Below are 23,990 nucleotides of genomic sequence, written 5' to 3'. Positions count from 1 at the left end.
ATCCGGCGCACGGCAAACGTATTCTGCGCGCCACGCCCGGGAGTCAGGTCGGGGCGGCGTCGATTTGGCGGACCGAGAAATGCCATGGCATACTTGAACGGTTGTCGCGCGACGGAAACGTCCGCCAGACGGCCCCATCGTATAGCGGCCTAGTACGCTGCCCTCTCACGGCGGTAACGCGGGTTCGAATCCCGCTGGGGTCACACAACATGAGAAAGCCTCCGGTTCGCCGGAGGCTTTCTTGCTTTTCGGACAGAACTTTCTTGCTTTCCGGACAGAAGAGGCCGCTTCCGGTTTCCCGGGAGCGGCCTCTTCTGGATTCGCTGGACGGAACTCAGGCCTCGTCGGCCCCTGCCTGCTCCGCGCTCGTCGAGGGTGCGGATCGACGGTTCCGGCGCGCTCGACGGATCAGCCACACGATCAGTACGACGACACCGACGACCGCGAGCCAGGGGAGGGCGAAGCCCAGAGCGATCACGAGGGCGTTCAGCGAGACGACGAGGCCGTTCCATCCGGCGAGCAGGCCGTCGGCGAACCCGGCGGGATCGGCGGTGGTGGCCGTCGTCGCTCTGGTGAGTTGTACCTGAAGCGATGACATCGCGACCTGACCCTGCAGGGACTCGAGCTGCTGCTCATACGACTCGAGCTGCGCCTGTCGGTCGGTCAGCGCGACCTCGGCCTCGATCAGCTCGGAGACGCTTCCCGACTGCGCCATCAGCTCGGTGAGACGCTCGACGGACGCGCGCGTCGAGTCGACGCGCGCCTGAAGATCGATCGACACCGAGGTCACGTCCTGCTTCGACGTCGACGACGAGAGCACGTCACCGGTCTCCCCGAGCGCGGTGATCACATCCGGTAGATCGGCAGACGGCACCCGGATGCTGATCCAGCCGTACGCCGAGTCGGCGGGCGCCGGTTCGGACGTGCCGTCGACGGCGAGGGCCTTCCCGATCTCGGTGCTCTCGACATAGCCGTCGTGCTCCTCGGCGATCGTCGCGATGGCTGAAGCGGCGTCCGCGATGCTCTTCACCTGGACGGTCGCCTGCGCGGTCGCGATGATCTCCCTATCGCCCTCGCTACTCTCGGCACCGGCGATGGTGGAGTCGGAGATGCTCCCGGGGAGCGATTCGGGCGCGGAGTCGGACATCTGATCCGGTGATGACGACGAGGAATCCATCGAGACGCCGCCCGGCATGCTCAGCCCTTCGGCCGTCGACGTTGCGGCGCCACCGACCGCGCCGAGGATCGGTGGTGTCACGAGGACGCCGACGACGAAGGCCGCGGCGATGCCGCCGCCCGTGAGCCAGCGGCGGCGGCGCTTCCTGGCGCGCTCGGCCTTCGGATGCGTGGGCGAGCGTTCCGCGGCGATCTCGGTGAACACGGCGGTCTCGATGCGGGCGATGGCGTCGTCCGACAGCACCGGCAGTTCGCCACGGGGGTTCTGGTCGTTCATGCGTCTCTCACTTCTTTCACGGCGCCGCGCAACCGGGTGCGCACTCGGGAGAGACGATTGCGGACGACCGCGTGCGTGATGCCCAATTCCTCGGCTGCGGCCTGATAGGCGTAGCCCTCGGACGCGCACAGGCGGAAGATCTCACGGTCGAGCTCGTTCAGGGTCCCGACCTCGACGGCGATCCGGGCGGCGAGCTCGGCCGTGATGACCTGCTCCTCGACGCTGATCGTGTCGGGCAGCAGGGTCTCGTCGACGGCCTCGGCGGTGTGCGCTTGATCGCGGCGCCGCTGGCGCAGCCGGTTCGCGGCCTGGAAGCGGCAGATCGTGGCCAGCCAGGGCAGGATCGACTCGCCCTGGAGCTCGAGGGCGGGGAGCTTGCGCCAGGCGACGACGAACGTCTCCTGGGTGACGTCCTCCGCGTCGGCGGGCGACGCCAGGATGCCCTGGGCGATCCAGTAGACCGGCCGCACGTGCGTGCGGTACAGCTCGCGGAAGGCGCTCTCGTCGCCGGCCGCGGCCTGCGCCGCCCATTTCTGATCACTCGTCTGCACGGGCATCCTGATTCCGTTCGGTGTCTCTCACCAGGGAAGTGTCGATCGCTGCCTCATCGTCTCAGATCCGGTCGCCGCATTCGTCTCGATCGCTGTTCCCCGCGATGCCGCGGCTCCGGTAGCATTGCCCGGGCGAGAGGGAGTATCCCGGATCCGCGCGTAACGTCATCACGAGCACCGTCATCGCTGCTCCGGGCGCGCGACGCACATCTGTGCGGGGGAGAGACTTTCGACTGATTCCCGACCCCTCCGCGAAAGGCCCGTGCGCCCTTGGAAATCCCCGTCTGGTTCGAGATCACCTCGATGGTCGTCCTCACGATCGTCCTGATCGCCGACCTGCTCCTCATCCGGCTGCGGCCGCACATCCCCTCGACGAAGGAGTCCACCCTGTGGGTGGTCTTCTACGTGGGTCTGGCACTGCTGTTCGCGGTTCTGCTGGGCAACGTCGGCGGCTGGCAGAACGCCGGCGACTTCATCACCGGCTGGGCCCTCGAATACAGCCTGTCGATCGACAACCTGTTCGTGTTCGTCCTGATCATGGCCCAGTTCGCCGTGCCGCGGCGGCTGCAGCAGCAGGTCCTCATGGTGGGCATCATCATCGCGCTGATCCTGCGCGGCCTCTTCATCCTCGCCGGTGTGGCGATCGTCGAGAACTTCTCGCCGATCTTCTACATCTTCGGCGCATTCCTCATCTGGACGGCGATCCGTCAGGCCATGCCCGACGGCGACCATGAGGGCGAGGTCAAGCGTGAGAACTTCATCGTGCGCCTGCTCCGTCGTCGCGTCGACATCAGCGAGGAGTACGACGGATCGAAGATCCGCACCACGGTGAACGGCAAGCGCATGTGGACGCCCATGGTGATCGTCTTCATCACGATCGGCGTCACCGATCTGATCTTCGCGATCGACTCGATCCCGGCGATCTTCGAGATCACCACGAACGGCTTCCTCGTCTTCGCGGCCAACATCTTCGCGCTCATGGGTCTGCGCCAGCTCTACTTCCTGCTGGGCGACCTCCTCGATCGCCTCCGCTACCTGCACTACGGCATCGCGGTGATCCTCGGCTTCATCGGCATCAAGCTGATCCTGCACGCGCTGCACGTCAACGAGCTGCCGTTCATCAACGGCGGTCAGCACGTCGAGTGGGTGCCCGACATCAGCAACATGGTCTCGCTCGGCGTGATCCTGGCTTCGATGACCATCGCCACGGTGGCGAGCCTCATCGCCTCCTCGCGTGAGAAGCGGGCGTCTCGGCCCACCACGACCGTCGAGTGAGTCCCCGCCGGCATGGACGGATCGGGAGCGGGGTCTCGCTCGTCTGACCGCAGAGGCGCGGCGTCCCGCGTGAGGTCGATGATCTGAACGGAGAGACGTAAGATGCGCAGATGCGCAGACCTCGCCCGATCACTCCGGCCCCCGGGCAGGAATCCGTCTGGGACTACCCGAGGCCGCCGCGCGTCGAACAGGTCGCCGAGCGCATCACGATCCGCCTCGGCGGGCATCTGATCGCCGATACCCGTGGCGCGGTGCGCGTGCTGGAGACCAGTCACCCTCCTGTGTACTACCTTCCGATCGTCGACTTCGTCCCCGGTGCACTCGTCGATGCCCCCGGCGCATCTTTCTGCGAGTTCAAGGGTGCTGCCCGCTACTTCGACGTGCGCAGTGGAGAAACCCTGCGTCAGGGGGCCGCCTGGAACTACCCGCACCCGGCGCCCGGCTTCGAGGCGCTGATGGACCGGGTCGCCGTGTATGCGGCGCAGATGGACGAGTGCACCGTCGGGGAAGAGATCGCCGTTCCGCAGCCGGGTGGGTTCTACGGCGGGTGGGTCACCTCGGCTGTCGTCGGTCCCTTCAAAGGCGTTCCCGGCTCCCTGGGCTGGTGACGGTCGGCCGGATAGCCGATCAGAACGCGCGCAGGTTCTCCTGGAGACCGCCGTCCGCATACGCGCGACGGAGGATGCCGCGGCGGCGCAGGATGGGCACGAGCTCATCGAGTGTGCGGTGCAGGGTGACCGGATGGAAGTCACCCCAGAGCAGCACGCCGTCGTTGCCCCACTCGCCGAGCTCTTCGACCAGGTCGGCGAACTCCTCGGCCGTGCCGACGAAGCCGGAGCGGTCCGTGATCCGGCCCGTGCGGGCGAGCGCCGTCAGATGTGCGCGCAGCGGGGCGTCCTCGCCGCGGTCTCCGATCAGGCGCTGGATGCTCCCGCGTGAGACGTGGGCGCCGAAGATCGAGGGGTCCAGCGCCTTGTCGAGGTCGAGCGACGTGAGGTCGGTCTCGAGGTCGCTGGACTGCTTGCGGGCGATCTGCACCAGTGCGGCGTCGTCGGGATGGGCCGAGGCGGCGACGATGCGGTCCGCCTCCTCGCTCGATGTGGTGATCACGGGCTGGATGGCGAAGAGGATCTTGACGTCCTCCGGCTGCCGCCCCTTCGCGATCGCCGCCTCGTGTACCCGGGCACGGTAGTCGCGCACGGACTTCTCGTTCAGCGAAGCCAGCGCGAGCTGCACATCGGAGTTCGCGCCGGCGAACCCGAGTCCGCGCCCGGAGCCACCGGGGGAGACGATCGCCGGATCCCCGTCCGTGAACGGGAGGGCGTTGAGCGGGCCGTCGAACGCGAAGTGCTCGCCCCGGTGCCGGACGGGCTGCAGCTTCGCGCCGTCGGCATAGACGCCGGTCTCCCGGTCGGCGACGAGTGCGCCGTCGTCCCAGCTGTGCCACAGCGCGCGGATTCCGGCGAGCCATTCCTCCGCGCGGTCGTACGCCTCGTCGTGACCGAGCTGCGGCGTGTCCGAGAAGTGTCGTGCGCTGCCGGTGTCGGTGACGACGTTGAGACCCAGCCGATGCCCGCTCAGATGCTGCAGCGTCGCGAACTGGCGCGCCGCGGTGTAGGGGAGGTACGCGGCCGGATTGACCGTCGGCACCACGCCCAGGTGCCTCGTCGCCTGGAAGAGATACGGAGCGAGCAGGAGTGGATCGTGCTTGGGGCCCCCGAAGGCGTGGCGGACCCGTAGATCGATCGTCGACGGCGACCCCAACGACGGCGCGTCCTCGATGATGACCAGGTCGAAGCCCGCCTGCTCGAGGGTGCGGGCAGCGTCCTGGTACACCTCAGGGCGCGTCCAGTCGTAATCCCAGTCGAGAGCCGGATAGCCCCAGCCCTGCGGCCCGAAACCGCGCGCCAGGAACCAGCCGAAGTGCTGGGGGCGGCTCATGCAACCGTCTCCCGCACGGCGTTCAGCACCTGGGAGAGGTCGGCGACGAGATCATCGACGTCTTCGATGCCGATCGACACCCGCAGCGTGCCGGGGTGCACCCCCAGAACCTCGCGCTCTTCGTCCGTGCGCTGCGCGTGACTCGTCGTCGCCGGATGCAGCACCAGAGAGCGGACGTCACCGATGTGCGTCATGTGCGTGAAGACCTGCACGCCCTCGACGAACCGTCGTGCGGCGGGCAACCCGCCACGCAGGGTGAAGGTGAAGATCGACCCCGATCCGCCTTCGAGGTAGCGGGAGCCGATCTCGTGGTCAGGATGCGAGGGGAGTCCGACGTAGTCCACGCTCTCGACCGCGTCGTGCCGTTCCAGCCACTGCGCGATCTGGAGGGCGTTGCGGGACTGCCTCTCGACGCGGAGGCCGAGCGTCTCCACGCCCTGGCCGATCAGGAAGGCGTTGAGCGGCGACGGAGACGCCCCGAAACGAGGTGCCACCGACTCCCGCGCGTAGGCGATGCGTGCGCGGCCGCCGTGGCGAGCGAAGACACTGGGCGCGTCGCCGCGACCCGGCAGCACGAGGTGCGGCGCATTGTGGCCCGCGTGCTCGGCGTCGAAGCGTCCGTCGTCGACGATCACGCCGCCGAGCACCGACCCGTGTCCGGCCAGGAACTTCGACGCGGAATGGACGACGATCGCCGCGCCGTGCTCGATCGGACGCAGCAGGGCCGGGGTCGCCAGGGTGTTGTCCACGATCAGCGGGATCGCGAACTCGTCGGCGATGTCGCTGATGGCGCGGATATCGAGCACGTCGTTGCGCGCGTTCGCGACGGACTCGGCGAACACCGCGCGGGTGTTCGGGCGGATCGCCGCCCGCCAGGCGTCCGGATCGGCGATGTCGTCGACGAAGGTCGTCTCGATGTCGAGGCGAGCCAGGTTGTCGAGGAAGAGCCCTCGGGTGCCCTCATAGATGTGCGTGGAGGAGACGATGTGGTCGCCGGCACCCACGACGGTCAGCAGGGCGGTCACGACCGCCGCCTGTCCGCTCGCGACCAGCACCGCGTCCGCGCCGGACTCCAGAGCCGCGAGCTGACGCTCCACGGCTCGAACTGTCGGGTTGCCCGTGCGCGTGTATCCGAAGCCCGCCCCGGTGCTGAAGTGGTCGGCCGCATGGTCGAAGTCGTCGAACTCGAACCCCGCCGTCAGATAGATGGGGGTCGCGCGCGAGGCGGCCGTCTCACGGCTTCTCGCCGCGTGGACCGCACGGGTGGCGAAGCGGGCGGTGTCGACGGTCATGCGGTGCCTCTCGGTCGTTCGGTGCTCAACAGAGTGTCATGACGGGTCGGAGCGCGTCCGAGCGGTGGTAATCTGACGTCATGCGGACCGTGCTCCTTCTTCTTACGCGCCGCGACGAGACCTCGATCTAGAGCCCCTCCTCGTCGCGGAGTCCATCGTGGGCCGTACCGCCAGCCTCAGGAGACACGCAATGACCACCCCCGCAAACGGTGCCGATTCCGCACGCCGCAGGACCCTCGCCGAGAAGGTCTGGGACGACCACCTCGTCGTCAAGGGCGAGAACGGCGAACCCGACCTCATCTACATCGACCTGCACCTCGTGCACGAGGTCACCAGCCCGCAGGCGTTCGACGGCCTCCGCAGCGAAGGGCGGCCGCTCCGCCGCCTCGACCTGACGATCGCGACCGAGGACCACAACACCCCGACGCTGGAGATCCACAAGCCGATCGCCGATCTGACCAGCCGCACGCAGATCGAGACGCTGCGCCGCAACGCGGCGGAGTTCGGGGTGCGTCTGCACTCGCTCGGTGACGCGGAACAGGGCATCGTGCATGTCGTCGGACCCCAGCTCGGGCTCACGATGCCCGGAATCACGGTGGTCTGCGGGGATTCCCACACCTCGACGCACGGCGCGTTCGGAGCGATGGCATTCGGCATCGGCACCAGCGAGGTCGAGCACGTCATGGCCACGCAGACTCTGCCGCTGAAGCCGTTCAAGACCATGGCGATCAACGTCGAGGGCACTCTGCGTGACGGCGTCACCGCGAAGGACATCATCCTCGCCGTGATCGCGAAGATCGGCACGGGTGGCGGTCAGGGCTACGTGCTCGAGTATCGCGGCAGCGCCATCCGCGCCCTCTCCATGGAGGGGCGCATGACGATCTGCAACATGTCGATAGAGGCCGGAGCCCGGGCCGGCATGGTCGCGCCCGACGAGACCACCTTCGCCTACCTCGAGGGCCGTCCGCACGCCCCCAAGGGCCAGGACTGGGAAGAGGCCGTGGCCTACTGGCGCACCCTGCCGACCGACGAGGGCGCGACCTTCGACGCCGAGGTCTTCATCGACGCCGACGAGCTCGAGCCGTTCGTGACCTGGGGGACCAACCCCGGTCAGGGCAGCTCGCTGTCGTCCTCGGTGCCGAATCCCGCCGAGATCGTCGATCCGAACGAGCGGGCCGCCGCCGAGCGTGCGCTGGAGTACATGGACCTCACGCCGGGGACGCCCCTCAAGGAGGTACCGGTCGACGCCGTGTTCATGGGGTCGTGCACCAACAGCCGCATCGAGGACCTGCGCGCCTTCGCATCGATCATCCAGGGCAAGAAGAAGGCCGACGGTGTGCGCGTCATGGTCGTCCCCGGGTCGGCGCGTGTACGCCTGGAGGCCGAGGCAGAGGGCCTCGACAAGGTCATCACGGACTTCGGAGCGGAATGGCGCTTCGCCGGATGCTCGATGTGTCTGGGCATGAACCCCGACCAGCTCGCACCGGGCGAGCGCTGTGCTTCCACATCGAACCGCAACTTCGAAGGACGGCAGGGCAAGGGAGGGCGCACGCACCTCGTGTCGCCGCTCGTCGCCGCCGCGACCGCGATCCGCGGCACGCTGTCCAGCCCGAGCGACCTGACGGAAGGGATCTGACCCATGGAGAAGTTCATCACGCACACGGGCGTCGCCGCACCGCTGAAGCGCTCGAACGTCGACACCGACCAGATCATCCCGGCTGTCTTCTTGAAGCGCGTCACGAAGACGGGTTTCGAAGATGCTCTGTTCCACGGCTGGCGACAGGACCCGGAGTTCGTGCTCAACCAGCCGGAATTCCAGGGCGCGTCCGTCCTCGTCGCCGGTTCGGACTTCGGTACCGGATCCAGCCGTGAGCACGCCGTGTGGGCATTGCGCGACTTCGGATTCAAAGTGGTCCTCAGTCCGCGCTTCGCCGACATCTTCCGCGGGAACTCGGGCAAGCAGGGCCTTCTCGCGGCGACGATCTCGGAAGAGGATCTCGAGCGGATCTGGGCGGAGATCGACCGGAATCCCGGGGCACGGATGACGGTCGACCTCGAGGCGCGCAGCGCGTCGATCGGTGACGTCCAGGCCGAGATCGGGATCGACGATTACACTAGATGGCGGCTCCTCGAAGGGCTCGATGACATCGGGCTCACGCTGCGCAACGAAGACAAGATCGCGCAGTTCGAGGCCCGTCGCGAGTCGTGGCGGCCCCGAACCCTTCCCGTTCAGTAAACGGCGGGGGCGGGGGAGCCCAGGGGCAACCCGCCCCCGAAATCCGTGAATGAAGTGAGGCTCCGAATGACGACACCTGTGCGCGACGCTCTCCCGGACGGAGTCCCTGCACTCACCGGAGACGTCCTCGCCATTCGAGGCGGACGCCCGCTTCGCGGTCGCGTCGACGTCAAGGGGGCGAAGAACCTGGCCACCAAGGCCATGGTCGCCTCGCTCCTCGGCGAGACCGTGAGCACCCTGCGCGATGTGCCGGCGATCAGCGATGTCGCCGTCGTGCGCTCGCTGCTCGAGGTACACGGTGTGCGCGTCAGCGAGGGCGATGAGCCCGGCTCGCTCGTCTTCGACCCGAGTGATGTCGAGTCGGCCCACTTCGAGGAGATCGACGCCCACGCCGGCGCCTCCCGCATTCCGATCCTCTTCTGCGGGCCGCTCCTGCACCGTCTCGGTCAGGCGTTCATCCCCGATCTCGGCGGATGCCGTATCGGGGACCGCCCTATCGACTTCCACCTGGATGCGCTCCGCAAGTTCGGCGCCATCGTCGAGAAGCTCCCCAGCGGGATCCGCCTCTCCACGGGCGGAAGCCGCCTGCACGGGGCGAACATCCACCTGCCGTACCCGAGTGTCGGCGCCACGGAGCAGGTGCTGCTCACCGCCGTCCGCGCCGAGGGCGTGACGGAGCTGCGCAACGCCGCCATCGAGCCCGAGATCATGGACCTGATCGCGGTCCTGCAGAAGATGGGCGCGATCATCTCCTACGAGCCGAACCGCGTCATCGTCATCGAGGGCGTCGAGAAGCTCCGCGGCTACGACCACCGGTCGATCTTCGACCGCAACGAGGCGGCCTCGTGGGCATCCGCGGCTCTGGCCACCGACGGCGAGATCTTCGTCGGCGGTGCCAAGCAGCAGGAGATGCTGACGTTCCTCAACATCTTCCGCAAGGCGGGCGGCTGGTTCGATATCCAGGAAGACGGCATCCTCTTCCGTCGTGACGGTGACATCAAGCCCGTCGTCATCGAGACCGACGTGCACCCCGGCTTCATGACCGACTGGCAGCAGCCCCTCGTGGTCGCACTGACCCAGGCGCACGGCCGTAGCGTCGTGCACGAGACCGTGTATGAGAACCGGATGGGCTTCACGGACGCGCTGGTCAAGATGGGTGCCGACATCGTCGTGCACCCCCGCGGTCTGCAGGACGGGCCCCGCCGCGTTCCCCGCCGCGACCTGGAGCAGGCTGCCGTCATCACGGGGCCGACGCCGCTGCATGGCGCCGACATCGTGGTTCCCGACCTCCGCGGCGGATACAGCCACATCATCGCGGCGTTGACCGCCACGGGCGAGTCGCAGGTGTCGGGTGTGGATATCCTCAGCCGCGGCTACGAGAAGTTCCTCGCCAAGCTCGACGCGCTCGGCGCCGACTTCGACGTCATCCGGTGACCGAGGTGACGTCCCGGTCATCCGAGACGACGCGGCCGAGCATCTTCTGGCCGCTCGCGGCGCTGGTGATCCCGCCCGTCTCGCTGATCGCGAAGATCCGGGTCACCGGCGCCGAGAAGCTCCCGCAGCACGGGTCGTTCATCCTGGCGCCGAACCACTACTCCGAATTCGATCCGCTCATCGTCGCGGTCGCCGTGTGGCGCGCGGGTCGGGCGCCGCGGTTCATGGCCAAGGAGAGCCTGTTCAAGGTTCCCGTCCTCGGGTGGTTCCTGCATCGCACGGGGATGATCCCGGTCGCGCGCACCTCGTCCGCCAGTTCGGCCCGCCAGACGATGAAGCAGTCGGAAGAGCTGGTGGAGCACGGGCGCGGAGTGATCGTGTATCCCGAGGGCACTCTCACGCGTGATCCCGACCTGTGGCCGATGCGCGGCAAGTCCGGCGCGGTGCGTCTGGCCCTCGCCGACGGCATCCCCCTGATCCCGATGGCGCAGTGGGGTACGCAGGCGATCATGGGGCGCTATCAGAAGGGCCTCAGCCTCTGGCCGCTGCGCAAGCCCGTGCGAGTGATCATCGGCGATCCCGTCGATGTCTCCGATCTGCGGGACCGCGCCGGGGAGCCGGCGGCCCTCACCGAGGCATCGAACCGACTGATGAACGCGATCACGGCGCTCCTGGAGGAGCTGCGTGACGAGAAGGCACCCGCGGAGCGATGGAACCCCGCGAGCCACGGCCAGAAGGAGACCGGACGCCTTGACTCCTAAGAGAACCGCTCCGGTAGGCCCCCGGGCCACGGTCATCGGCTCGGGCAGCTGGGGAACCACCTTCGGAAAGATCCTCGCCGACGGCGGCGCCCAGGTGACGATGTGGGCCCGACGACCCGAGCTCGCGCAGGAGATCAACGAGGCCAAGCGCAACTCCCGGTATCTGCCCGGCATCAACCTCCCACGCACGATGTCGGCCACTCACGAGCTCGCGACGTCACTCGAGGGCGTCGAACAGGTCTACCTCTCGGTGCCGAGCCAGTCGCTCCGCGAGAACCTGAAGGCGCTGCGCCCGCTGCTCGCCGACAGCGACGCGAAGATCATCAGTCTGATGAAGGGCGTCGAGCGCGGCACCGGCTTGCGCATGAGCCAGGTGATCCACCAGGAGCTTCGCTGCGACCCCGACCGTATCGCGGTCGCGTCCGGTCCGAACCTCGCGTTGGAGATCGCGCGCGAGCAGCCGACCGCTGCCGTGATCTCCTCGCGGAGCCAGGAGACGGCGGACACCGTCGCGCGCGCCGCGCGCAACAGCTACTTCCGCACGTTCGTGAACACCGACGTGATCGGCACCGAGTTCGGTGGCGTTCTCAAGAATCTGATCGCGGTCGCCATCGGCATCGTCGACGGCGTCGGCTACGGCGAGAACACCAAGGCCTCGATCATCACCCGCGGCCTCGTCGAGATGACGGACTTCGCCGTGGCGAACGGTGCACACCCGGAGACGTTGCAGGGCCTCGCCGGCCTCGGAGACCTGATCGCCACCTGCCAGTCGCCGCTGAGCCGCAACAATACGGCCGGGCGTCTGCTCGGCCAGGGATACAGCTTCCAGGACGTCGTGAAGCAGATGCAGCAGACGGCGGAGGGGCTGGCATCGGTCGCGCCGATCCTGCAGCTCGCACGCGAGGCCGAGGTCGACATGCCCATCGTCGAGCAGGTGAAGATGGTGCTCGACGGCAAGATGGATCCGAGAGACATCGCACCCCACCTGACGACGGACGACGACACCCCGCAGGGTGAGAGGACCAATCATGGACAAGCAGACGGTGGTGGTGCTCTTCGGCGGGCGCTCCAGCGAGCATTCGATCAGTTCCGCAACGGCGGGGGGCGTGCTGGGCGCGATTGATCGCGACCGCTACTCGGTGATCCCGGTGGGGATCACCCGCGAGGGGGCGTTCGTTCTGGAGGACGATGATCCCGCGAAGTTCCCGCTGGATGCCGCGCACCTTCCCGAGGTCGTCGACAACGGCACGCGCGTGCTGTGGCCCGAACCGGGCGGCGACCGCACGCTGCGCGTCGTGCAGGTCGACGGCTCCGTCGTCGGCCTCGGTGCTGTCGACGTCGTGCTCCCGATCCTGCACGGTCAGCACGGCGAGGACGGCACCATCCAGGGGTACTTCGACACCCTCGAGGTGCCCTACGCCGGCGGCGGCGTCCTCGACTCCGCGCTGTGCATGGACAAGCACTTCATGAAGATCGCTCTGCAGGCCGCCGGCATCTCGGTGGCGCCCTGGGTGACCGTGCGCCGTGCGGACTGGGAGCGGGACGCGGCGGACGTCCGCGTACGCGCCGCCGCCCTCGGCCTGCCGCTGTTCGTGAAGCCTGCTCGTGCGGGCTCGAGCGTCGGCGTGTCCAAGGTCGAGGTCGCCGACGAACTCGACGCTGCGCTGGCTGTGGCGTTCGCCGAAGACGACAAGGTGCTCATCGAGACCGGAGTGAGCGGCCGTGAGATCGAGGTCGCCGTGCTCGAGACCGCGGAAGGGGTGCGCGCCTCCCTCCCGGGAGAAGTCGTCCTCACCTCGCGAGGATTCTACGACTTCGAGGGCAAGTACCTCGGGGGCGACGGCGTCGACGTCATCTGCCCGGCCGAGTTGACCGAAGCGGAGACGGCGGCGATCCAGGAGGCGGGCCTCCGCGCGTTCGAGGCCGTCGACGGCCGGGGGCTCGCCCGCGTCGACATGTTTCTGACCCCCGAGGGCACCCTCGTGGTCAATGAACTCAACACGATGCCGGGCTTCACCCCGATCTCGATGTTCCCGAAGTGCTGGGTGGCGTCCGGCCTGAGCTACGGCGAACTGATCACCGAGCTCGTCGAGGCGGGTCTGCGGCGCTGACGCCGGTGCGCCTCCTGCGGTCAGCTCGCGGGGAACTCGACGCGGTCGGTGCACTTCGCCGTCGCCGGCGCCAGTCCTGACTGGATGCTCGTGGAGATCGAGTCCACGATGGATTGGAAGTCGATCTGCTCGCCGCGACGGATGTTGACCTCGACCGCGGGGTCGCGCCCGTAGGTGACGAGGCGCTGCCGCTCCTCCTCCTGCTCGAGGACCAGCCAGTCGACGCCGCCGAGCGTGGTGCAGACGAGTGCGGAGGGGGCCGGCGGCTCGACACCGCAGCGCAGCGCGACCGTGGTGGGCTCTCCCCACGCGCCGGTGGCCTGGGCATCCGTCCACACCCGGTCGAACCCGGCGACGCTGTCCGGCAGCAGCACCGAGACCGAGGCGCACGCCGGATCGTTCGCATCGTCGGCCGGTTCGAGGTGCACGGTCGTGGAGCATCCGGCGAGGACGGCGGAGAGGATCGCCGCGCCTGCGAGGGCAGCGAGGCGACGGGAACGGAGCATGCTTCCAGGCTACCTTTGACAGCATGCCCTCCCGACCCGAAGCCGATGATCCGCGCCTGGGCGATGTCTCCGAAGGACGCATCCTGCAGGCGATCCTCACCCGCACCGCGCCGGCCGCGCATACCCTCGTCGGGCCGGGGGATGATGCCGCCGTGATCGCGACGCCATCGGGCAGCGTGGTGGCGACGACCGACACGCTCGTGCACGGGCCGGACTTCCGTCTCGCGTGGTCCAGCGGTTACGACCTCGGTTGGAAGGCCGCGGCCGTGAACCTCGCGGACGTCGCGGCGATGGGGGCGCGTCCGACGGCTCTTCTCGTCGCACTGGCTGTTCCCCGGGATCTGCGTCTCTCCTTCGTCGAGCGTCTCGCTGACGGCTTCCGCGAGGCATGTGCCGCATTGGCGCCGGGCTGCGCGGTGGTGGGTGGTGACCTCACGGTGTCGGATGTGCTGACCATCGCGGTGACGGCGCTCGGAGATCTCGAGGGTCGGGCTCCGGTCACCCGCGACGGCGCTCGTCCAGGGGACGTCGTCGCGGTCGCCGGTGAGCTGGGCAACGCTGCACACGGACTCGCCGTGCTGTTCGGACGTTTCCGTGACGGCGATGCGCCCGTACCGGTCGACGTCGCGAAGCTGGCGGCCGGCGAGTCCGCTGCGCTGGCCGCCCAGCTGCGCCCGTCGCCCCCGATCGGTCTCGGCGCGGTGGCGGCGACGGCCGGTGCGACCGCGATGATGGACATCTCCGACGGGCTCGCTCTCGATGCCCGCCGGATGGCGGCCGCGTCCGGGGTCACCATCGCTCTCGACCGCGCGGCGCTGGGCACTGATCCGGAGCGTGCGATCGCCGGGGGAGAGGACCACGCGCTGCTCGCCACTTTCCCCGAAGGCGTGCTCCCGCCGGGGTTCCGCGTGATCGGACGGGTCATCCCGAGCGCAGACGAGGATCTGCTGTGCGACGGCCTTCCGGTCGACATCAGCGGATGGGATCCCTATCGGGACTGGGATTCGGTCTCGGGCTGATCGTCCGCTGACGAACCCTCGTCGGCCGCCGGCTCCGCCCACCAGAGCGTCGTGTCACCGTAGGACTTCTCGCGGAACAGCTCCAGACCGGCGGCACCGAAGTTGGGAGGAGTCGCGCGGCGCGCTCGTTCGACGACGACGACCGCGTCCGGAGAGAGCAGTGGGGCGAGGGCGACGAGGTCGGCTGTCATGGCCGCATCGTCGAGATCGTAGGGCGGGTCGGTGAAGACCAGGTCGAAGGGCCCGGCCGCGCGCTGCAGGTAAGTATGGACCGCGCCCTCGTGCACCCGACCGGCCGACCGGCCTGCGGCCTTGGCGACGACGGCGGCGTTGCGGCGGACGATGGCTGCCGCCTGCCGGCCACGCTCGACGAGATCCGCGCTGGCGGCGCCCCTGCTCAGCGCCTCGAGGCCCAGGGCGCCGGAACCGGCATACAGGTCGAGGACACGCGCGCCGTCGATGGCGCTCAGCGCCTCCAGCGCGCCGAAGAGTGATTCCCGCACCCGGTCGCTGGTCGGTCGCGTGCCGACACCCGGCACTTCCAGGCGTGCGCCTCTGGCGGCGCCTGCGATGATCCTCGTCACCTCTTCACGATACGACAGCCCGGGTGCCGGCGGTGTCGGTCGCGTTCCCTAGACTCGGAGCATGTCGCTCACGCTCGATTCCTCGTTGGAGGATGCGCTCGGTGCGGCGTCTGCCAAGACGCTCGGACGAGCTTTCGGCATGCAGAACGCGGGCGACCTGCTCTCGCACTATCCGCGTCGCTACGCCGATCCGGGCGAACTGACACCGATCCGCGACCTCCCCCTCGGCGAGACTGTGACCATCGTCGCCGAGGTCCTGTCCTCGAGCTTCCGACGGATGCGCAATCGGCCGGGCGCGATGGTCGACGTGGTCATCGGCGATGGAATCGGACGGATGTCCCTCACGTTCTTCGCGAAGAACGTCGGTGCGGCGGAGTGGCGTTCCAAAGACCTCGCGGTCGGCCGCCGCGGAGTCTTCTCCGGCAAGGTGGGGGAGTTCAACGGCGTCACGCAGTTCGCGCATCCCGAGTACGAGCTGTTCGACGATGAGGATTCCGCCCGGCGCAGCGCGGATGCGCGTGCGGCGGTTCCGATCCCGATCTACCCGGCGACCTCGGCGATCCAGACGTGGCAGATCGCCCGCCTCATCGGACGGGTGCTGGACGACCTCGTCGAGGTGCCCGACCCGCTGACGGCCGAGATCAGGGAGCGCGAGGAACTGCTCACGGCCGACGAGGCGCTGGAGCGGATCCATCGCCCACGCACGCGCAACGACATCGATCCGGCCGTTCGCACCCTCCGGATGCATGAGGCGCTCACGCTGCAGACCGCGCTGCTACAGCAGCGGGATGCGGTGCGCGCCCTCTCCGCCACCTCGCGGCCGGCTGGACCGGGAGGCCTCCTCGAGCGGTTCGACGCGGCGATGCCGTACACGCTCACTCCGGATCAGGAGACGGTCGGGGCGCAGATCGCCGCAGACCTCGTCGGATCGTGGCCGATGAACCGGCTCGTCCAGGGGGAGGTCGGTTCCGGCAAGACGCTGGTGGCGCTACGAGCGATGCTGCAGGTGGCCGAGAGTGGCGGGCAGGCGGCGCTGATCGCTCCGACAGAGGTGCTGGCCGGCCAGCATCTGCGCTCGATCGCGAAGATGCTCGGTCCCGATCTCGCCCCGCTGCTGATGCCGACGCTGCTCACCGGCCAGCTTCCGGCCGCGGAGCGACGCAAGGCTGCGCTCCGCGTCGCCTCGGGTCAGGCGCTCATCGTCGTCGGCACGCATGCGCTGCTGGGCGAGAAGACGACCTTCGCCGACCTCGGTCTCGTCGTGGTCGACGAGCAGCACCGCTTCGGGGTCGAACAGCGGGAGGCGCTCCGCGCGAAGGGATCGAGCCCGCACGCGCTGGTGCTCACGGCGACGCCCATCCCGCGAACGGTGGCGATGACCGTGTTCGGCGACCTCGACACGTCCGTCATCCGCACGATGCCGGCCGGACGTGCGGGCATCGAGTCGTTCGTCGCGCCGTTGGCCGAGCACCCCGGATGGTTCAACCGCGTCTGGGAGCGCGCCGCAGAGGAGATCGCCCAGGGTCGGCAGGTGTTCGCGGTCTGCGCCGCGATCGACACGACGAAGAAGACCGCAGAAGCGGCTGAGCCCTCCGCGTTGGTCCCCGAGGGTGCGTCCGGTCCCCGGTGGGGCGTGGTGCAGCTCGACGAGGCTCTCGCGACCCATCCCACTCTCGGTGGGATCCGTCGCGCCGTACTGCATGGTCGGATGCCGTCGGACGAGAAGGATGCCGTCATGCAGGCCTTCGCCCGCGGCGAGATCGATCTGCTGCTGGCCACCACCGTGATCGAGGTCGGCGTGGACGTCCCCAACGCCTCCACGATGATCGTGCTCGACGCCGATCGCTTCGGTGTCTCCCAGCTGCACCAACTGCGCGGACGCGTGGGCCGGGGTGGCGTTCCCGGACTCTGCCTCCTGGTCACCGAGGCGGAGTCCGGCTCCCTCGCTCGGGACCGTGTCGACGCTGTGGCAGCGACGCTCGACGGATTCGCCCTCGCCGAGGTCGATCTCGAACTGCGGGGTGAGGGCGATGTGCTCGGTGCCGCACAGGCCGGCGTCCGCTCGTCGCTCAAGCTGCTGCGTGTCGTCAAGGATGCAGCCCTCATCACGCGTGCCCGCGAGGTGGCCGAGACGATCCTCACCGACGACCCGACGCTCCAGCAGCACCCGGGTCTTCGCGAGGCGATCGCACGGCGGGTGACCGACGAAGATCGGGCGGCGCTCGCGAAGAACTGAGTTCGGTTCCTGCCCTAGGCTGGTGGCATGAGCAGCCGGATCGCCGTCGTCCCGGGTTCCTTCGATCCGCCGACCCTGGGTCATCTCGACGTGATCCGCCGGGCAGCAGCCCTCTATGACGAGCTGCACGTGCTGGTGGTGCACAACCCCGGTAAGGAGGCGATGCTCCCGATCGCACAGCGGCTCTCCCTCCTCGAGCGTTCGATCGCCGAAGACGGCATGCCGGGCAACATCGTGATCGGCTCGTGGAGCATGGGACTGCTCGTGGACTATGCCCGCGATGTCGGCGCCGGGGTCCTCGTGAAGGGCATCCGCTCGCAGATCGACGTCGCCTACGAGTCGCCGATGGCGATCGTCAACCGCCACCTCGCCGACATCGAGACCGTGTTCCTCCTGCCGGATCCGTCGCACGCGATGGTCTCGAGCTCGCTGGTACGTCAGGTCGCCTCGCTCGGCGGCGACGTGACACCGTTCGTTCCGCCTGCGGTGGCAGACTTCCTCGACACCGGTGGACGCGGGATCTGAGTCCTCCTCGGGGCGACGGTCAGCCCGGCCGCAGGTGCAGCCGAGTAGCATGGAACCGTGCGCTCTCGAATGAACGGCCCTTTCGTGCTCCCCGTCCGTGACATCGTCCGACGTCCGGGAGAGATGCGGGAACACGAGTTCACCGTGGCTCTCAAAGAGACCTGGGGGGAGGGCATCGTCACCTTCGAAGCGGGCTCGGACATCGATCTCGATGTGCGTCTGGAGTCGGTCCACGAGGGCATTCTGGTCTCCGGAACGGCCGACGCGGAGTACGTCGGCGTGTGCGGCAGATGCCTGATCGACATCGCCCGGCTCGTCGAAGTCGAGTTCCAGGAGCTTTTCGCGTATCCTGGTGAGGAAGAAACTGACTTCGAGGTTCAAGACGACCACGTGGATCTTGAAACTCTCGTCAGGGATGCGGCCGTATTGTCGCTTCCTTTTCAGCCGGTGTGTCAGCCGGATTGCCCGGGTCTCGACCCGAAAACGGGTGAACGACTGGCCGTGAGCACCGGAACGGAGCAGGTGGCTCCCATCGATCCTCGGTGGAGTGCGCTCCAGAACATCACAGACCAAGACGGCACGGAAGAATCTCGTGCCGCCGAGAAAGAAGAGAGCTAGTCATGGCTGGTAACCCCCCGAAGCGCAAGGTTTCCCGTTCGAACACCCGCTCGCGTCGCGCGCAGTGGAAGGCGGCTCCCGTCGCCCTCGTGAAGACCATCGAGAACGGTCAGGTCGTCTACAGCCGTCCTCACCAGGCCAAGGTCGTCACCGACTCCCAGGGCACCGAGCTCTTCCTCGAGTACAAGGGCCGCAAGGTCGCCGACGTCTGAGTCGCGTACCGTGACGGAGGTCCCCGGGGGGACGAGGCCTCTCCCAGATAAGCTCCGCGTCGATATCGACGCGGAGCTTCTGGAGTTGGCCCTCACTCACCGCTCTTACGCGTATGAGCACGGCGGGATCCCGCACAACGAGCGCCTGGAGTTCCTCGGTGATTCGGTCTTGGGTCAGGCCGTGACCGTGATGCTCTTCACCACGCACCCCGACCTCGACGAGGGCGAGCTGGCGAAGCGGCGTGCGAGCGTCGTGTCCACTGTCGCTCTTGCGGAAGTGGCTCGCGGCATCGACCTCGGCAGCCATCTGCTGCTGGGGCGCGGTGAGGAGCAGACCGGTGGTCGAGACAAGGACTCGATCCTGGCGGACACGATGGAAGCCGTGATCGGTGCCACGTACCTGTCGGCGGGTCCTGAGGCCGCCACAGCGCTCGTGCTTCGTCTGACGGAGCCTCTGCTCGCGGATCCGGAGCGCTACGGCGCGGCGATGGACCCGAAGACCAGTCTGCAGGAGCTCGCTGCCCGTGTCGGCGCGACGCCGCCGCAGTATTCGGTCGAGGCGAGCGGCCCGGATCACGACCGCCGCTTCACCGCCACGGTATCGGTCGGCGACGTCAGCATGATCGGCCACGGCAGCAGCAAGAAGACCGCAGAGATGGCGGCGGCCCTCAGCGCCTGGCGCACGCTCAGCGAGCGTGCCTGAGCTTCCCGAGGTCGAAGTCGTCCGCGCCGGTCTCGAACCGGCTGCGGTCGGATCGGTCATCACATCGGTGAGCGTGTTCGACGAGCGTGCGCTCACGCGGCATGTCGCCGGGGCCGCGGATTTCGTCGGCAGGCTCGAAGGCCGAACCTTCACTGCCGCATCCCGCCGGGGCAAGTTCCTCTGGCTCCCTCTCGACGACGAGGATTCCGCCCTGATCGCGCACCTCGGTATGAGTGGTCAGATGCTGCTGCGGACGCCGAATGCCGACGCGGAACGTCATGAACGGATCCGCATCGGCATCGAGCATCCCCTGCACGGCGAGCTCGCGATCGTGTTCGCGGATCAGCGGACGTTCGGCTCGCTCGCCGTCGATGCGCTGCTCGATGACGACGGATCGCGGATCCCCACGCAGGTCTCGCACATCGCGCGCGATCCTCTCGATCCCTCCTTCGATGATCGCGCCTTCCGTGTCGCGCTCGCACGGCGGGGAAGCGCGATCAAGCGTGTTCTCCTCGACCAGGGCGTCGTGAGCGGGATCGGCAACATCTACGCTGATGAGTCTCTCTGGGCTGCGCGCATCCATCCGGAGACACCTGCCGACCACCTGTCCACGCAGGCTGTGCGCCGACTGCTGGTGGAAGTGCGGCTCGTGCTCGCGAAGGCCCTGGCGGAGGGCGGAACGAGCTTCGACGCGCAGTACGTCAACGTCAACGGTCAGGCGGGCTACTTCGCCCACTCTCTCAACGCATACGGCCGGCAGGGCAAGCCGTGTCCGCGCTGCGGAACGGCGATCGTACGGGAGAGCTTCATGAACAGGGGCTCGCACTTCTGCCCGTCCTGCCAGCGACGCCGCTGACCTGCACCGGAACGAGCAGGTTGGCGGCGTCGCGGCCGGTCATGCGGTCTGGAACGCTCCCCGCAGCAGCGGACGCGTGGCCCACGTGGTCGCCCAGACGATCCCGATCCCCACACCGACCACCGCCGCGATCGTGAGGAGCGAGAGCGGCGCCGTGATGAGTGCGATGCCGAGCAGCGGGATCACGAGGACGGCCGCGACCAGAGCCGAGCCGATCGCCGTGATCAGCAGCGGGGACATGATCGCACGTCTCCGGGCACGGTCCACGGTCTCCAGCGGCATGCCCAGGTGATGGAGGCTGCGGTGCAGCTCGCGCTGGTCGAGCACGTCGGACGCCTGGTTCACGCCGACGGACGCCGCCACCATGAGGAACGACCCGATCAGGGTGATGACGAGACCGGTGCGGATATCGGTGGCCAGGGCGATGTCGGCCTCGGCCGCCTCCGATCCGGTCATCACGTTCATCAGCGCCACGCCCGTTCCGGCGAAGACGGCCATGAAGCTCGCCATCGCGATGCCACCGACCTGCCGCCACGCGGCTTTGGGAGAATCCAGGACCACGCGCGCGGCGAGCAGCCGCTCCGGCTGTTCGGCCCGGCGAAGCTGTCGCGATGCCGACACCTTGAGGACCCACGGGCCCACGACGTTGAGCACCGCGAGCGCGGCACCGAACAGTCCGGCCAGCACGACGATGGTGGTGACCAGCCCGCCGATGGACGGGAAGACTTTGATGAGCACGACTGCGATCGCGATTGTGCCCGCGGCGATCAACGCGCGGATCCAGTGCACGTTGGTTGTCGTGGCACGGGTGCGGACCCCGAGGGGCGAGATCACCACGCGACGGAGCCCGACGACCGCACTCGCCGAAGCGAGGACGAGCACGCCAGCGAGCACCACGGCGATCTGGGCCGGAGGTAGCACGACCGCACCGAACCCGAGAGCTTCGCCGCGGAACGGGATCAGGCCGATGAGCGGACTCAGCGCGACGTGCCCGACGACACCGGCGAGTGCTCCGGCCGCGGCGACGAGAACGGATTCGGCGACGGTCGCGACCGTGACGCCGGCAGGGGAGACCCCGAGCAGCCGCAGGGTCGAGAGGCGCTCGTCCCGGCGACGGGCGGAGAGCCGCGCCGCTGCCCCGCCGAGCGACATCAGCGGGACGACCAGGAGGACGAGCGCGATGGCGGCGAGCGCCTGATAGATGGGGGCCTCAGGGTCCGTCCAGCCCCAGAATGACTGGGCGCCTCCGATCACGGTCAGCACCAGTGTGGTCACCACGCCGAACGCCACGACGGGAAGGGCGAGCACGCTGTTCTGCTCTGGTGCGGGGCGCAGCAGCAGAGCGAGGACGTGCCGGTTCACGCGGCCACCGCCGAAGAGACGATTCGTCCGTCGCGGACGGCGACCGTGCGGGTGCAGCGACTGGCCACCTCGGGGTCATGGGTGACCACGACGAGGGTCCGGCCCTGGGCGGTGGTCGACCACAGCAGGGCATCCATGACCTCGGACGACGTGTGCGAGTCGAGAGCACCGGTCGGCTCGTCGGCGAAGACGAGCTCCGCGCCCGTGGCCTGCGCACGCGCGATGGCGACGCGCTGGGCCTGACCGCCGGAGAGCTCGCCGATCCGGCGATCCTCCATGCCCGCGAGACCGAGGGCGGCGAGCCACGACGCCGCATGCTGGATGGCATCCTGACGTCGGATGCCGTTGATCATCGACGCCAGCGCGACGTTCTCCACTGCCGTCAGCTCCGGGATGAGCAGCCCCTGCTGGAAGACGAAGCCGAACCTCTCGCGGCGCAGTCGCGACCGCGCGGATTCACCGAGCGCGGTGACCTCGATGGGAACGCCTTCAGTCGGCCGGAAGACAACGCTGCCCGCATCCGGCGTGGTGATTCCGGCCAGTACATGCAGCAGGGTCGTCTTGCCGGAACCTGAGGCGCCCATGATCGCGACGGACTCACCGCGATGGATCGCGAGATCGACTCCGGCGAGGGCGCGTGTCATCCCGAAGGTCTTGGTCAGGGCATGGGCTTCGATCACGGGGATGTTCATGTTTCCACTCTCGTCAGCAGAACACCCGATGTCGTCGATCCGGCGGATGACGGAGCGGGCCCGACCTCATCCCGGAGAATGAGATCGGGCCCGCACGTGCCTCAGAGCTTCTTCTGCCACCCGCCGGCATACGATACCGGCCGGAAGCCGATCTTCTCGTTGATGCTGAGCATCGGGCGGTTCTCCTCCGCGTTGAACGTGGAGACGACGGGCGACTCCGGCATCAGTGCCTGCCACCGCAGCAGGTTCGCGCACTTCACGATCGTCCCGAGCCGATGACCGCGGTGGTCCTTCGACACCAGGGTGCCGTACTGATGGGTGACGCCCGTGTGATCGGTCCCGATCAGCAGCTCGTTGTAGGCGACGATGTCGCCGGTGGGGACGTGCTGCACGGCGGCGACCGAGACGACACGTCCGGAGTCGGCGATTCGCCCATCCCGCCGTGCGACACGATCGGCGTCCCACACCTCGGCGACGAAGTCCATCTCCCCGCTCGGGGCGTCTGTCGACAGGCGTGCGAGGATGCCGGCGTATGCCGCGCGCAGTTCCGGCGGCGTCGGCAGCATCCACTCCACGATCCGGTACTCCGAACCGGCATGAGCGTTCGCCTCCGCCAGCGCCGTGCGCAGGAGCGCCGGGTCGGAGCGCAGATCGAACTCGCTGTTCCGCTCGACCTGCTCGAGCGTGTATCCGGCGGATTCGGCCAGATCGCTCAGGGGCGTGGCCGGCACGCGGCCCCACCCGGTCCTCGGCACGAGCATGCGCTCGGTCTTTTCCGGCCGGTGCAGGCTCCACAGCTGCAGAACGGTGCGACCGCGCGACCTGGCCTCCTCCTCGGCGCGCGCGAGCAGCGCGTTCTCGATGCCATGACCCCAGTGCGCCTCCGGCACGAGCATGTCGATCTCGCCGGCGTTCGCCTCCTCCTCCTGCGCGAAGGAGATCGTCACCATGCCGACGATCTCACCGTCGACACGGGCGACGAAGCCGCGGTCCAGCGAGTCGGTGTCGTCCTGCCAGCCGGGCAGAACCTGCGCCGCCTCCAGGGCGAGGCCCGGAAGTCCGACCTGCTCGTCGCAGATCTGGCGGTTGAGTTCGCCGTACGCCCGGAACTCCGCCGCCGTGTCGTCATCGATCGAGGTCGGGACGATCAACGGCGTGATCGTCGGTTCAGCGATGGTCATGTCAGGTCCTTACTGTGTGGGTTCAAGAGGGATGTGGGACTCGGCGTCCCTCGGGCGACGGAATCAGCGGATACCGCGCTGCAGGGCGAAGGCCGTGAGGACGCCCAGCTCATGTTCGGCGCGGCGACGTTGCTCGGAGATCAGCAGCTCCGCCGACTCGATGTGGACGGCGCGGCGTTGCCGACGCGGGCGCTGAGACCGTTGGAGCAGCCAGAGGCCGATCCGGAGAGAGAGGCGATCCGTGAGCGCCAAACGGCGGAGCTCATCGTCGCGGGGGATCTGGAAGACCTCGCGGTCCTCGGTATCGGGCGGGTGGGTGATGTTGCGGCGCAACGTGGTATTCACGAGAGAGTCCTTCGAAAGGGAAGTGGGCGTGCGTGTGCAGGAGACGTCGCACCTCGATGGCGAGCATGGCCGCCAGAGGCGCGGACGACGGCGGCTC

The 23,990-nt window shown here is 68.3% G+C and carries 25 protein-coding genes and 1 tRNA gene; 16 read left to right on the top strand and 10 right to left on the bottom strand.

The features are described 5' to 3' along the window. The first annotated feature begins 130 nt into the window (after positions 1 to 130). A tRNA-Glu gene (locus ACCO44_RS13655) sits at positions 131 to 203 on the top strand. A 131-nt stretch (positions 204 to 334) separates the two neighbouring features. On the opposite strand, the gene ACCO44_RS13650 is transcribed toward ACCO44_RS13655, so the two are convergent. Further along, positions 335 to 1,453, bottom strand: coding sequence for a DUF4349 domain-containing protein (locus ACCO44_RS13650; RefSeq protein WP_372466937.1), 1,119 nt, complete (start codon positions 1,451 to 1,453; stop codon positions 335 to 337). Further along, entirely contained in the window at positions 1,450 to 2,010 is a 561-nt protein-coding gene (locus ACCO44_RS13645; protein WP_029263552.1) for an RNA polymerase sigma factor, read from the bottom strand. Before ACCO44_RS13645 ends, ACCO44_RS13650 begins: the two co-directional genes overlap by 4 nt. Before the next feature lie 264 nt (positions 2,011 to 2,274). On the opposite strand from ACCO44_RS13645, the gene ACCO44_RS13640 reads away from it, so the two are divergent. Beyond that, entirely contained in the window at positions 2,275 to 3,279 is a 1,005-nt protein-coding gene (locus tag ACCO44_RS13640) for a TerC/Alx family metal homeostasis membrane protein (protein WP_372466935.1), read from the top strand. A 110-nt stretch (positions 3,280 to 3,389) separates the two neighbouring features. Continuing rightward, positions 3,390 to 3,887: a DUF427 domain-containing protein gene (locus ACCO44_RS13635; protein WP_372466934.1), complete on the top strand. Its 498-nt coding sequence runs from the start codon at positions 3,390 to 3,392 to the stop codon at positions 3,885 to 3,887. A 19-nt stretch (positions 3,888 to 3,906) separates the two neighbouring features. Here the strand turns inward: ACCO44_RS13635 and ACCO44_RS13630 are convergent, their stop codons facing one another. Beyond that, complete coding sequence (locus ACCO44_RS13630) at positions 3,907 to 5,220, bottom strand: LLM class flavin-dependent oxidoreductase (RefSeq protein WP_372466933.1); 1,314 nt, start codon at positions 5,218 to 5,220, stop codon at positions 3,907 to 3,909. After that, on the bottom strand, positions 5,217 to 6,512 hold the full coding sequence (locus tag ACCO44_RS13625; RefSeq protein WP_029263548.1) for an O-acetylhomoserine aminocarboxypropyltransferase/cysteine synthase family protein: 1,296 nt from the start codon (positions 6,510 to 6,512) through the stop codon (positions 5,217 to 5,219). The genes ACCO44_RS13630 and ACCO44_RS13625 overlap by 4 nt, the downstream gene beginning before the upstream one ends. Before the next feature lie 190 nt (positions 6,513 to 6,702). Here ACCO44_RS13625 and leuC point away from each other — a divergent pair, with 190 nt between their 5' ends. The 6 genes from leuC to ACCO44_RS13595 all read left to right on the top strand — a co-directional run bounded on the left by leuC (position 6,703) and on the right by ACCO44_RS13595 (position 13,054). After that, complete coding sequence (leuC, locus tag ACCO44_RS13620; protein WP_091036012.1) at positions 6,703 to 8,148, top strand: 3-isopropylmalate dehydratase large subunit; 1,446 nt, start codon at positions 6,703 to 6,705, stop codon at positions 8,146 to 8,148. Between the two features lie 3 nt (positions 8,149 to 8,151). Continuing rightward, on the top strand, positions 8,152 to 8,748 hold the full coding sequence (leuD, locus tag ACCO44_RS13615) for a 3-isopropylmalate dehydratase small subunit (protein WP_105709836.1): 597 nt from the start codon (positions 8,152 to 8,154) through the stop codon (positions 8,746 to 8,748). A 66-nt stretch (positions 8,749 to 8,814) separates the two neighbouring features. After that, entirely contained in the window at positions 8,815 to 10,182 is a 1,368-nt protein-coding gene (gene murA / locus ACCO44_RS13610) for a UDP-N-acetylglucosamine 1-carboxyvinyltransferase (protein WP_029263545.1), read from the top strand. Then, positions 10,179 to 10,943 carry a 1-acyl-sn-glycerol-3-phosphate acyltransferase gene (locus ACCO44_RS13605; protein WP_029263544.1) on the top strand — a complete coding sequence of 255 codons (765 nt, stop codon included), beginning with the start codon at positions 10,179 to 10,181 and terminating at the stop codon, positions 10,941 to 10,943. The genes murA and ACCO44_RS13605 overlap by 4 nt, the downstream gene beginning before the upstream one ends. Then, positions 10,933 to 12,066, top strand: a complete 1,134-nt coding sequence (locus ACCO44_RS13600; protein ID WP_029263543.1) for an NAD(P)H-dependent glycerol-3-phosphate dehydrogenase — start codon at positions 10,933 to 10,935, stop codon at positions 12,064 to 12,066. The genes ACCO44_RS13605 and ACCO44_RS13600 overlap by 11 nt, the downstream gene beginning before the upstream one ends. Continuing rightward, positions 11,972 to 13,054: a D-alanine--D-alanine ligase family protein gene (locus ACCO44_RS13595; RefSeq protein WP_105709837.1), complete on the top strand. Its 1,083-nt coding sequence runs from the start codon at positions 11,972 to 11,974 to the stop codon at positions 13,052 to 13,054. The genes ACCO44_RS13600 and ACCO44_RS13595 overlap by 95 nt, the downstream gene beginning before the upstream one ends. A gap of 20 nt (positions 13,055 to 13,074) precedes the next feature. Here ACCO44_RS13595 and ACCO44_RS13590 read toward each other — a convergent pair whose 3' ends face one another. After that, on the bottom strand, positions 13,075 to 13,560 hold the full coding sequence (locus ACCO44_RS13590) for a DUF3515 domain-containing protein (protein ID WP_262000855.1): 486 nt from the start codon (positions 13,558 to 13,560) through the stop codon (positions 13,075 to 13,077). A 23-nt stretch (positions 13,561 to 13,583) separates the two neighbouring features. Between ACCO44_RS13590 and thiL the strand changes: the two genes are divergently transcribed. Continuing rightward, entirely contained in the window at positions 13,584 to 14,579 is a 996-nt protein-coding gene (gene thiL, locus ACCO44_RS13585) for a thiamine-phosphate kinase (RefSeq protein WP_372466931.1), read from the top strand. Here thiL and rsmD read toward each other — a convergent pair. After that, on the bottom strand, positions 14,549 to 15,163 hold the full coding sequence (gene rsmD, locus ACCO44_RS13580) for a 16S rRNA (guanine(966)-N(2))-methyltransferase RsmD (protein ID WP_372466930.1): 615 nt from the start codon (positions 15,161 to 15,163) through the stop codon (positions 14,549 to 14,551). The two genes, thiL and rsmD, sit on opposite strands and share 31 nt — an antisense overlap. 61 nt (positions 15,164 to 15,224) lie before the next feature. Here rsmD and ACCO44_RS13575 point away from each other — a divergent pair, with 61 nt between their 5' ends. The 6 genes from ACCO44_RS13575 (at position 15,225) to mutM (ending at position 20,313) form a co-directional block, all read left to right on the top strand. Then, positions 15,225 to 17,399: an ATP-dependent DNA helicase RecG gene (locus ACCO44_RS13575; protein WP_372466929.1), complete on the top strand. Its 2,175-nt coding sequence runs from the start codon at positions 15,225 to 15,227 to the stop codon at positions 17,397 to 17,399. 27 nt (positions 17,400 to 17,426) lie between these two features. Next, positions 17,427 to 17,924 (top strand): pantetheine-phosphate adenylyltransferase, encoded by a 498-nt coding sequence (coaD, locus tag ACCO44_RS13570; protein ID WP_029263537.1) that lies wholly within the window; start codon positions 17,427 to 17,429, stop codon positions 17,922 to 17,924. A gap of 69 nt (positions 17,925 to 17,993) precedes the next feature. Next, on the top strand, positions 17,994 to 18,542 hold the full coding sequence (locus tag ACCO44_RS13565; RefSeq protein ID WP_372469409.1) for a DUF177 domain-containing protein: 549 nt from the start codon (positions 17,994 to 17,996) through the stop codon (positions 18,540 to 18,542). Between the two features lie 2 nt (positions 18,543 to 18,544). Then, a complete protein-coding gene (gene rpmF, locus ACCO44_RS13560; RefSeq protein WP_017830754.1) occupies positions 18,545 to 18,754 on the top strand; it encodes a 50S ribosomal protein L32 in 210 nt (69 codons plus the stop codon). A 10-nt stretch (positions 18,755 to 18,764) separates the two neighbouring features. Continuing rightward, complete coding sequence (rnc, locus tag ACCO44_RS13555; protein ID WP_262000859.1) at positions 18,765 to 19,457, top strand: ribonuclease III; 693 nt, start codon at positions 18,765 to 18,767, stop codon at positions 19,455 to 19,457. Next, positions 19,450 to 20,313 (top strand): bifunctional DNA-formamidopyrimidine glycosylase/DNA-(apurinic or apyrimidinic site) lyase, encoded by an 864-nt coding sequence (gene mutM / locus ACCO44_RS13550; protein ID WP_372466926.1) that lies wholly within the window; start codon positions 19,450 to 19,452, stop codon positions 20,311 to 20,313. Before rnc ends, mutM begins: the two co-directional genes overlap by 8 nt. Before the next feature lie 39 nt (positions 20,314 to 20,352). On the opposite strand, the gene ACCO44_RS13545 is transcribed toward mutM, so the two are convergent. The 4 genes from ACCO44_RS13545 to ACCO44_RS13530 all read right to left on the bottom strand — a co-directional run bounded on the left by ACCO44_RS13545 (position 20,353) and on the right by ACCO44_RS13530 (position 23,893). After that, positions 20,353 to 21,675, bottom strand: coding sequence for an FtsX-like permease family protein (locus ACCO44_RS13545; RefSeq protein ID WP_372466925.1), 1,323 nt, complete (start codon positions 21,673 to 21,675; stop codon positions 20,353 to 20,355). Beyond that, positions 21,672 to 22,367 (bottom strand): ABC transporter ATP-binding protein, encoded by a 696-nt coding sequence (locus tag ACCO44_RS13540; protein WP_372466923.1) that lies wholly within the window; start codon positions 22,365 to 22,367, stop codon positions 21,672 to 21,674. Before ACCO44_RS13540 ends, ACCO44_RS13545 begins: the two co-directional genes overlap by 4 nt. Before the next feature lie 101 nt (positions 22,368 to 22,468). Further along, positions 22,469 to 23,548, bottom strand: coding sequence for a GNAT family N-acetyltransferase (locus ACCO44_RS13535; RefSeq protein ID WP_372466921.1), 1,080 nt, complete (start codon positions 23,546 to 23,548; stop codon positions 22,469 to 22,471). A 63-nt stretch (positions 23,549 to 23,611) separates the two neighbouring features. After that, the gene (locus tag ACCO44_RS13530; RefSeq protein WP_029263529.1) at positions 23,612 to 23,893 is read right to left on the bottom strand and encodes a hypothetical protein; all 282 of its coding nucleotides are present in this window, start codon (positions 23,891 to 23,893) and stop codon (positions 23,612 to 23,614) included. Positions 23,894 to 23,990 lie beyond the last annotated feature (97 nt).

This window comes from Microbacterium maritypicum (assembly GCF_041529975.1).
Lineage (GTDB): Bacteria > Actinomycetota > Actinomycetes > Actinomycetales > Microbacteriaceae > Microbacterium.
This window is presented reverse-complemented; position numbering and strand designations above follow the sequence as displayed.

Coding starts and splice junctions, on each gene's coding strand:
- ACCO44_RS13650 (WP_372466937.1), bottom strand. CDS start 1,453: ATGAACGACCAGAACCCCCGTGGCGAACTGCCGGTGCTGTCGGACGAC.
- ACCO44_RS13645 (WP_029263552.1), bottom strand. CDS start 2,010: ATGCCCGTGCAGACGAGTGATCAGAAATGGGCGGCGCAGGCCGCGGCC.
- ACCO44_RS13635 (WP_372466934.1), top strand. CDS start 3,390: ATGCGCAGACCTCGCCCGATCACTCCGGCCCCCGGGCAGGAATCCGTC.
- ACCO44_RS13630 (WP_372466933.1), bottom strand. CDS start 5,220: ATGAGCCGCCCCCAGCACTTCGGCTGGTTCCTGGCGCGCGGTTTCGGG.
- ACCO44_RS13625 (WP_029263548.1), bottom strand. CDS start 6,512: ATGACCGTCGACACCGCCCGCTTCGCCACCCGTGCGGTCCACGCGGCG.
- leuC (WP_091036012.1), top strand. CDS start 6,703: ATGACCACCCCCGCAAACGGTGCCGATTCCGCACGCCGCAGGACCCTC.
- leuD (WP_105709836.1), top strand. CDS start 8,152: ATGGAGAAGTTCATCACGCACACGGGCGTCGCCGCACCGCTGAAGCGC.
- murA (WP_029263545.1), top strand. CDS start 8,815: ATGACGACACCTGTGCGCGACGCTCTCCCGGACGGAGTCCCTGCACTC.
- ACCO44_RS13595 (WP_105709837.1), top strand. CDS start 11,972: ATGGACAAGCAGACGGTGGTGGTGCTCTTCGGCGGGCGCTCCAGCGAG.
- ACCO44_RS13590 (WP_262000855.1), bottom strand. CDS start 13,560: ATGCTCCGTTCCCGTCGCCTCGCTGCCCTCGCAGGCGCGGCGATCCTC.
- thiL (WP_372466931.1), top strand. CDS start 13,584: ATGCCCTCCCGACCCGAAGCCGATGATCCGCGCCTGGGCGATGTCTCC.
- ACCO44_RS13575 (WP_372466929.1), top strand. CDS start 15,225: ATGTCGCTCACGCTCGATTCCTCGTTGGAGGATGCGCTCGGTGCGGCG.
- coaD (WP_029263537.1), top strand. CDS start 17,427: ATGAGCAGCCGGATCGCCGTCGTCCCGGGTTCCTTCGATCCGCCGACC.
- ACCO44_RS13565 (WP_372469409.1), top strand. CDS start 17,994: ATGAACGGCCCTTTCGTGCTCCCCGTCCGTGACATCGTCCGACGTCCG.
- rpmF (WP_017830754.1), top strand. CDS start 18,545: ATGGCTGGTAACCCCCCGAAGCGCAAGGTTTCCCGTTCGAACACCCGC.
- ACCO44_RS13540 (WP_372466923.1), bottom strand. CDS start 22,367: ATGAACATCCCCGTGATCGAAGCCCATGCCCTGACCAAGACCTTCGGG.
- ACCO44_RS13535 (WP_372466921.1), bottom strand. CDS start 23,548: ATGACCATCGCTGAACCGACGATCACGCCGTTGATCGTCCCGACCTCG.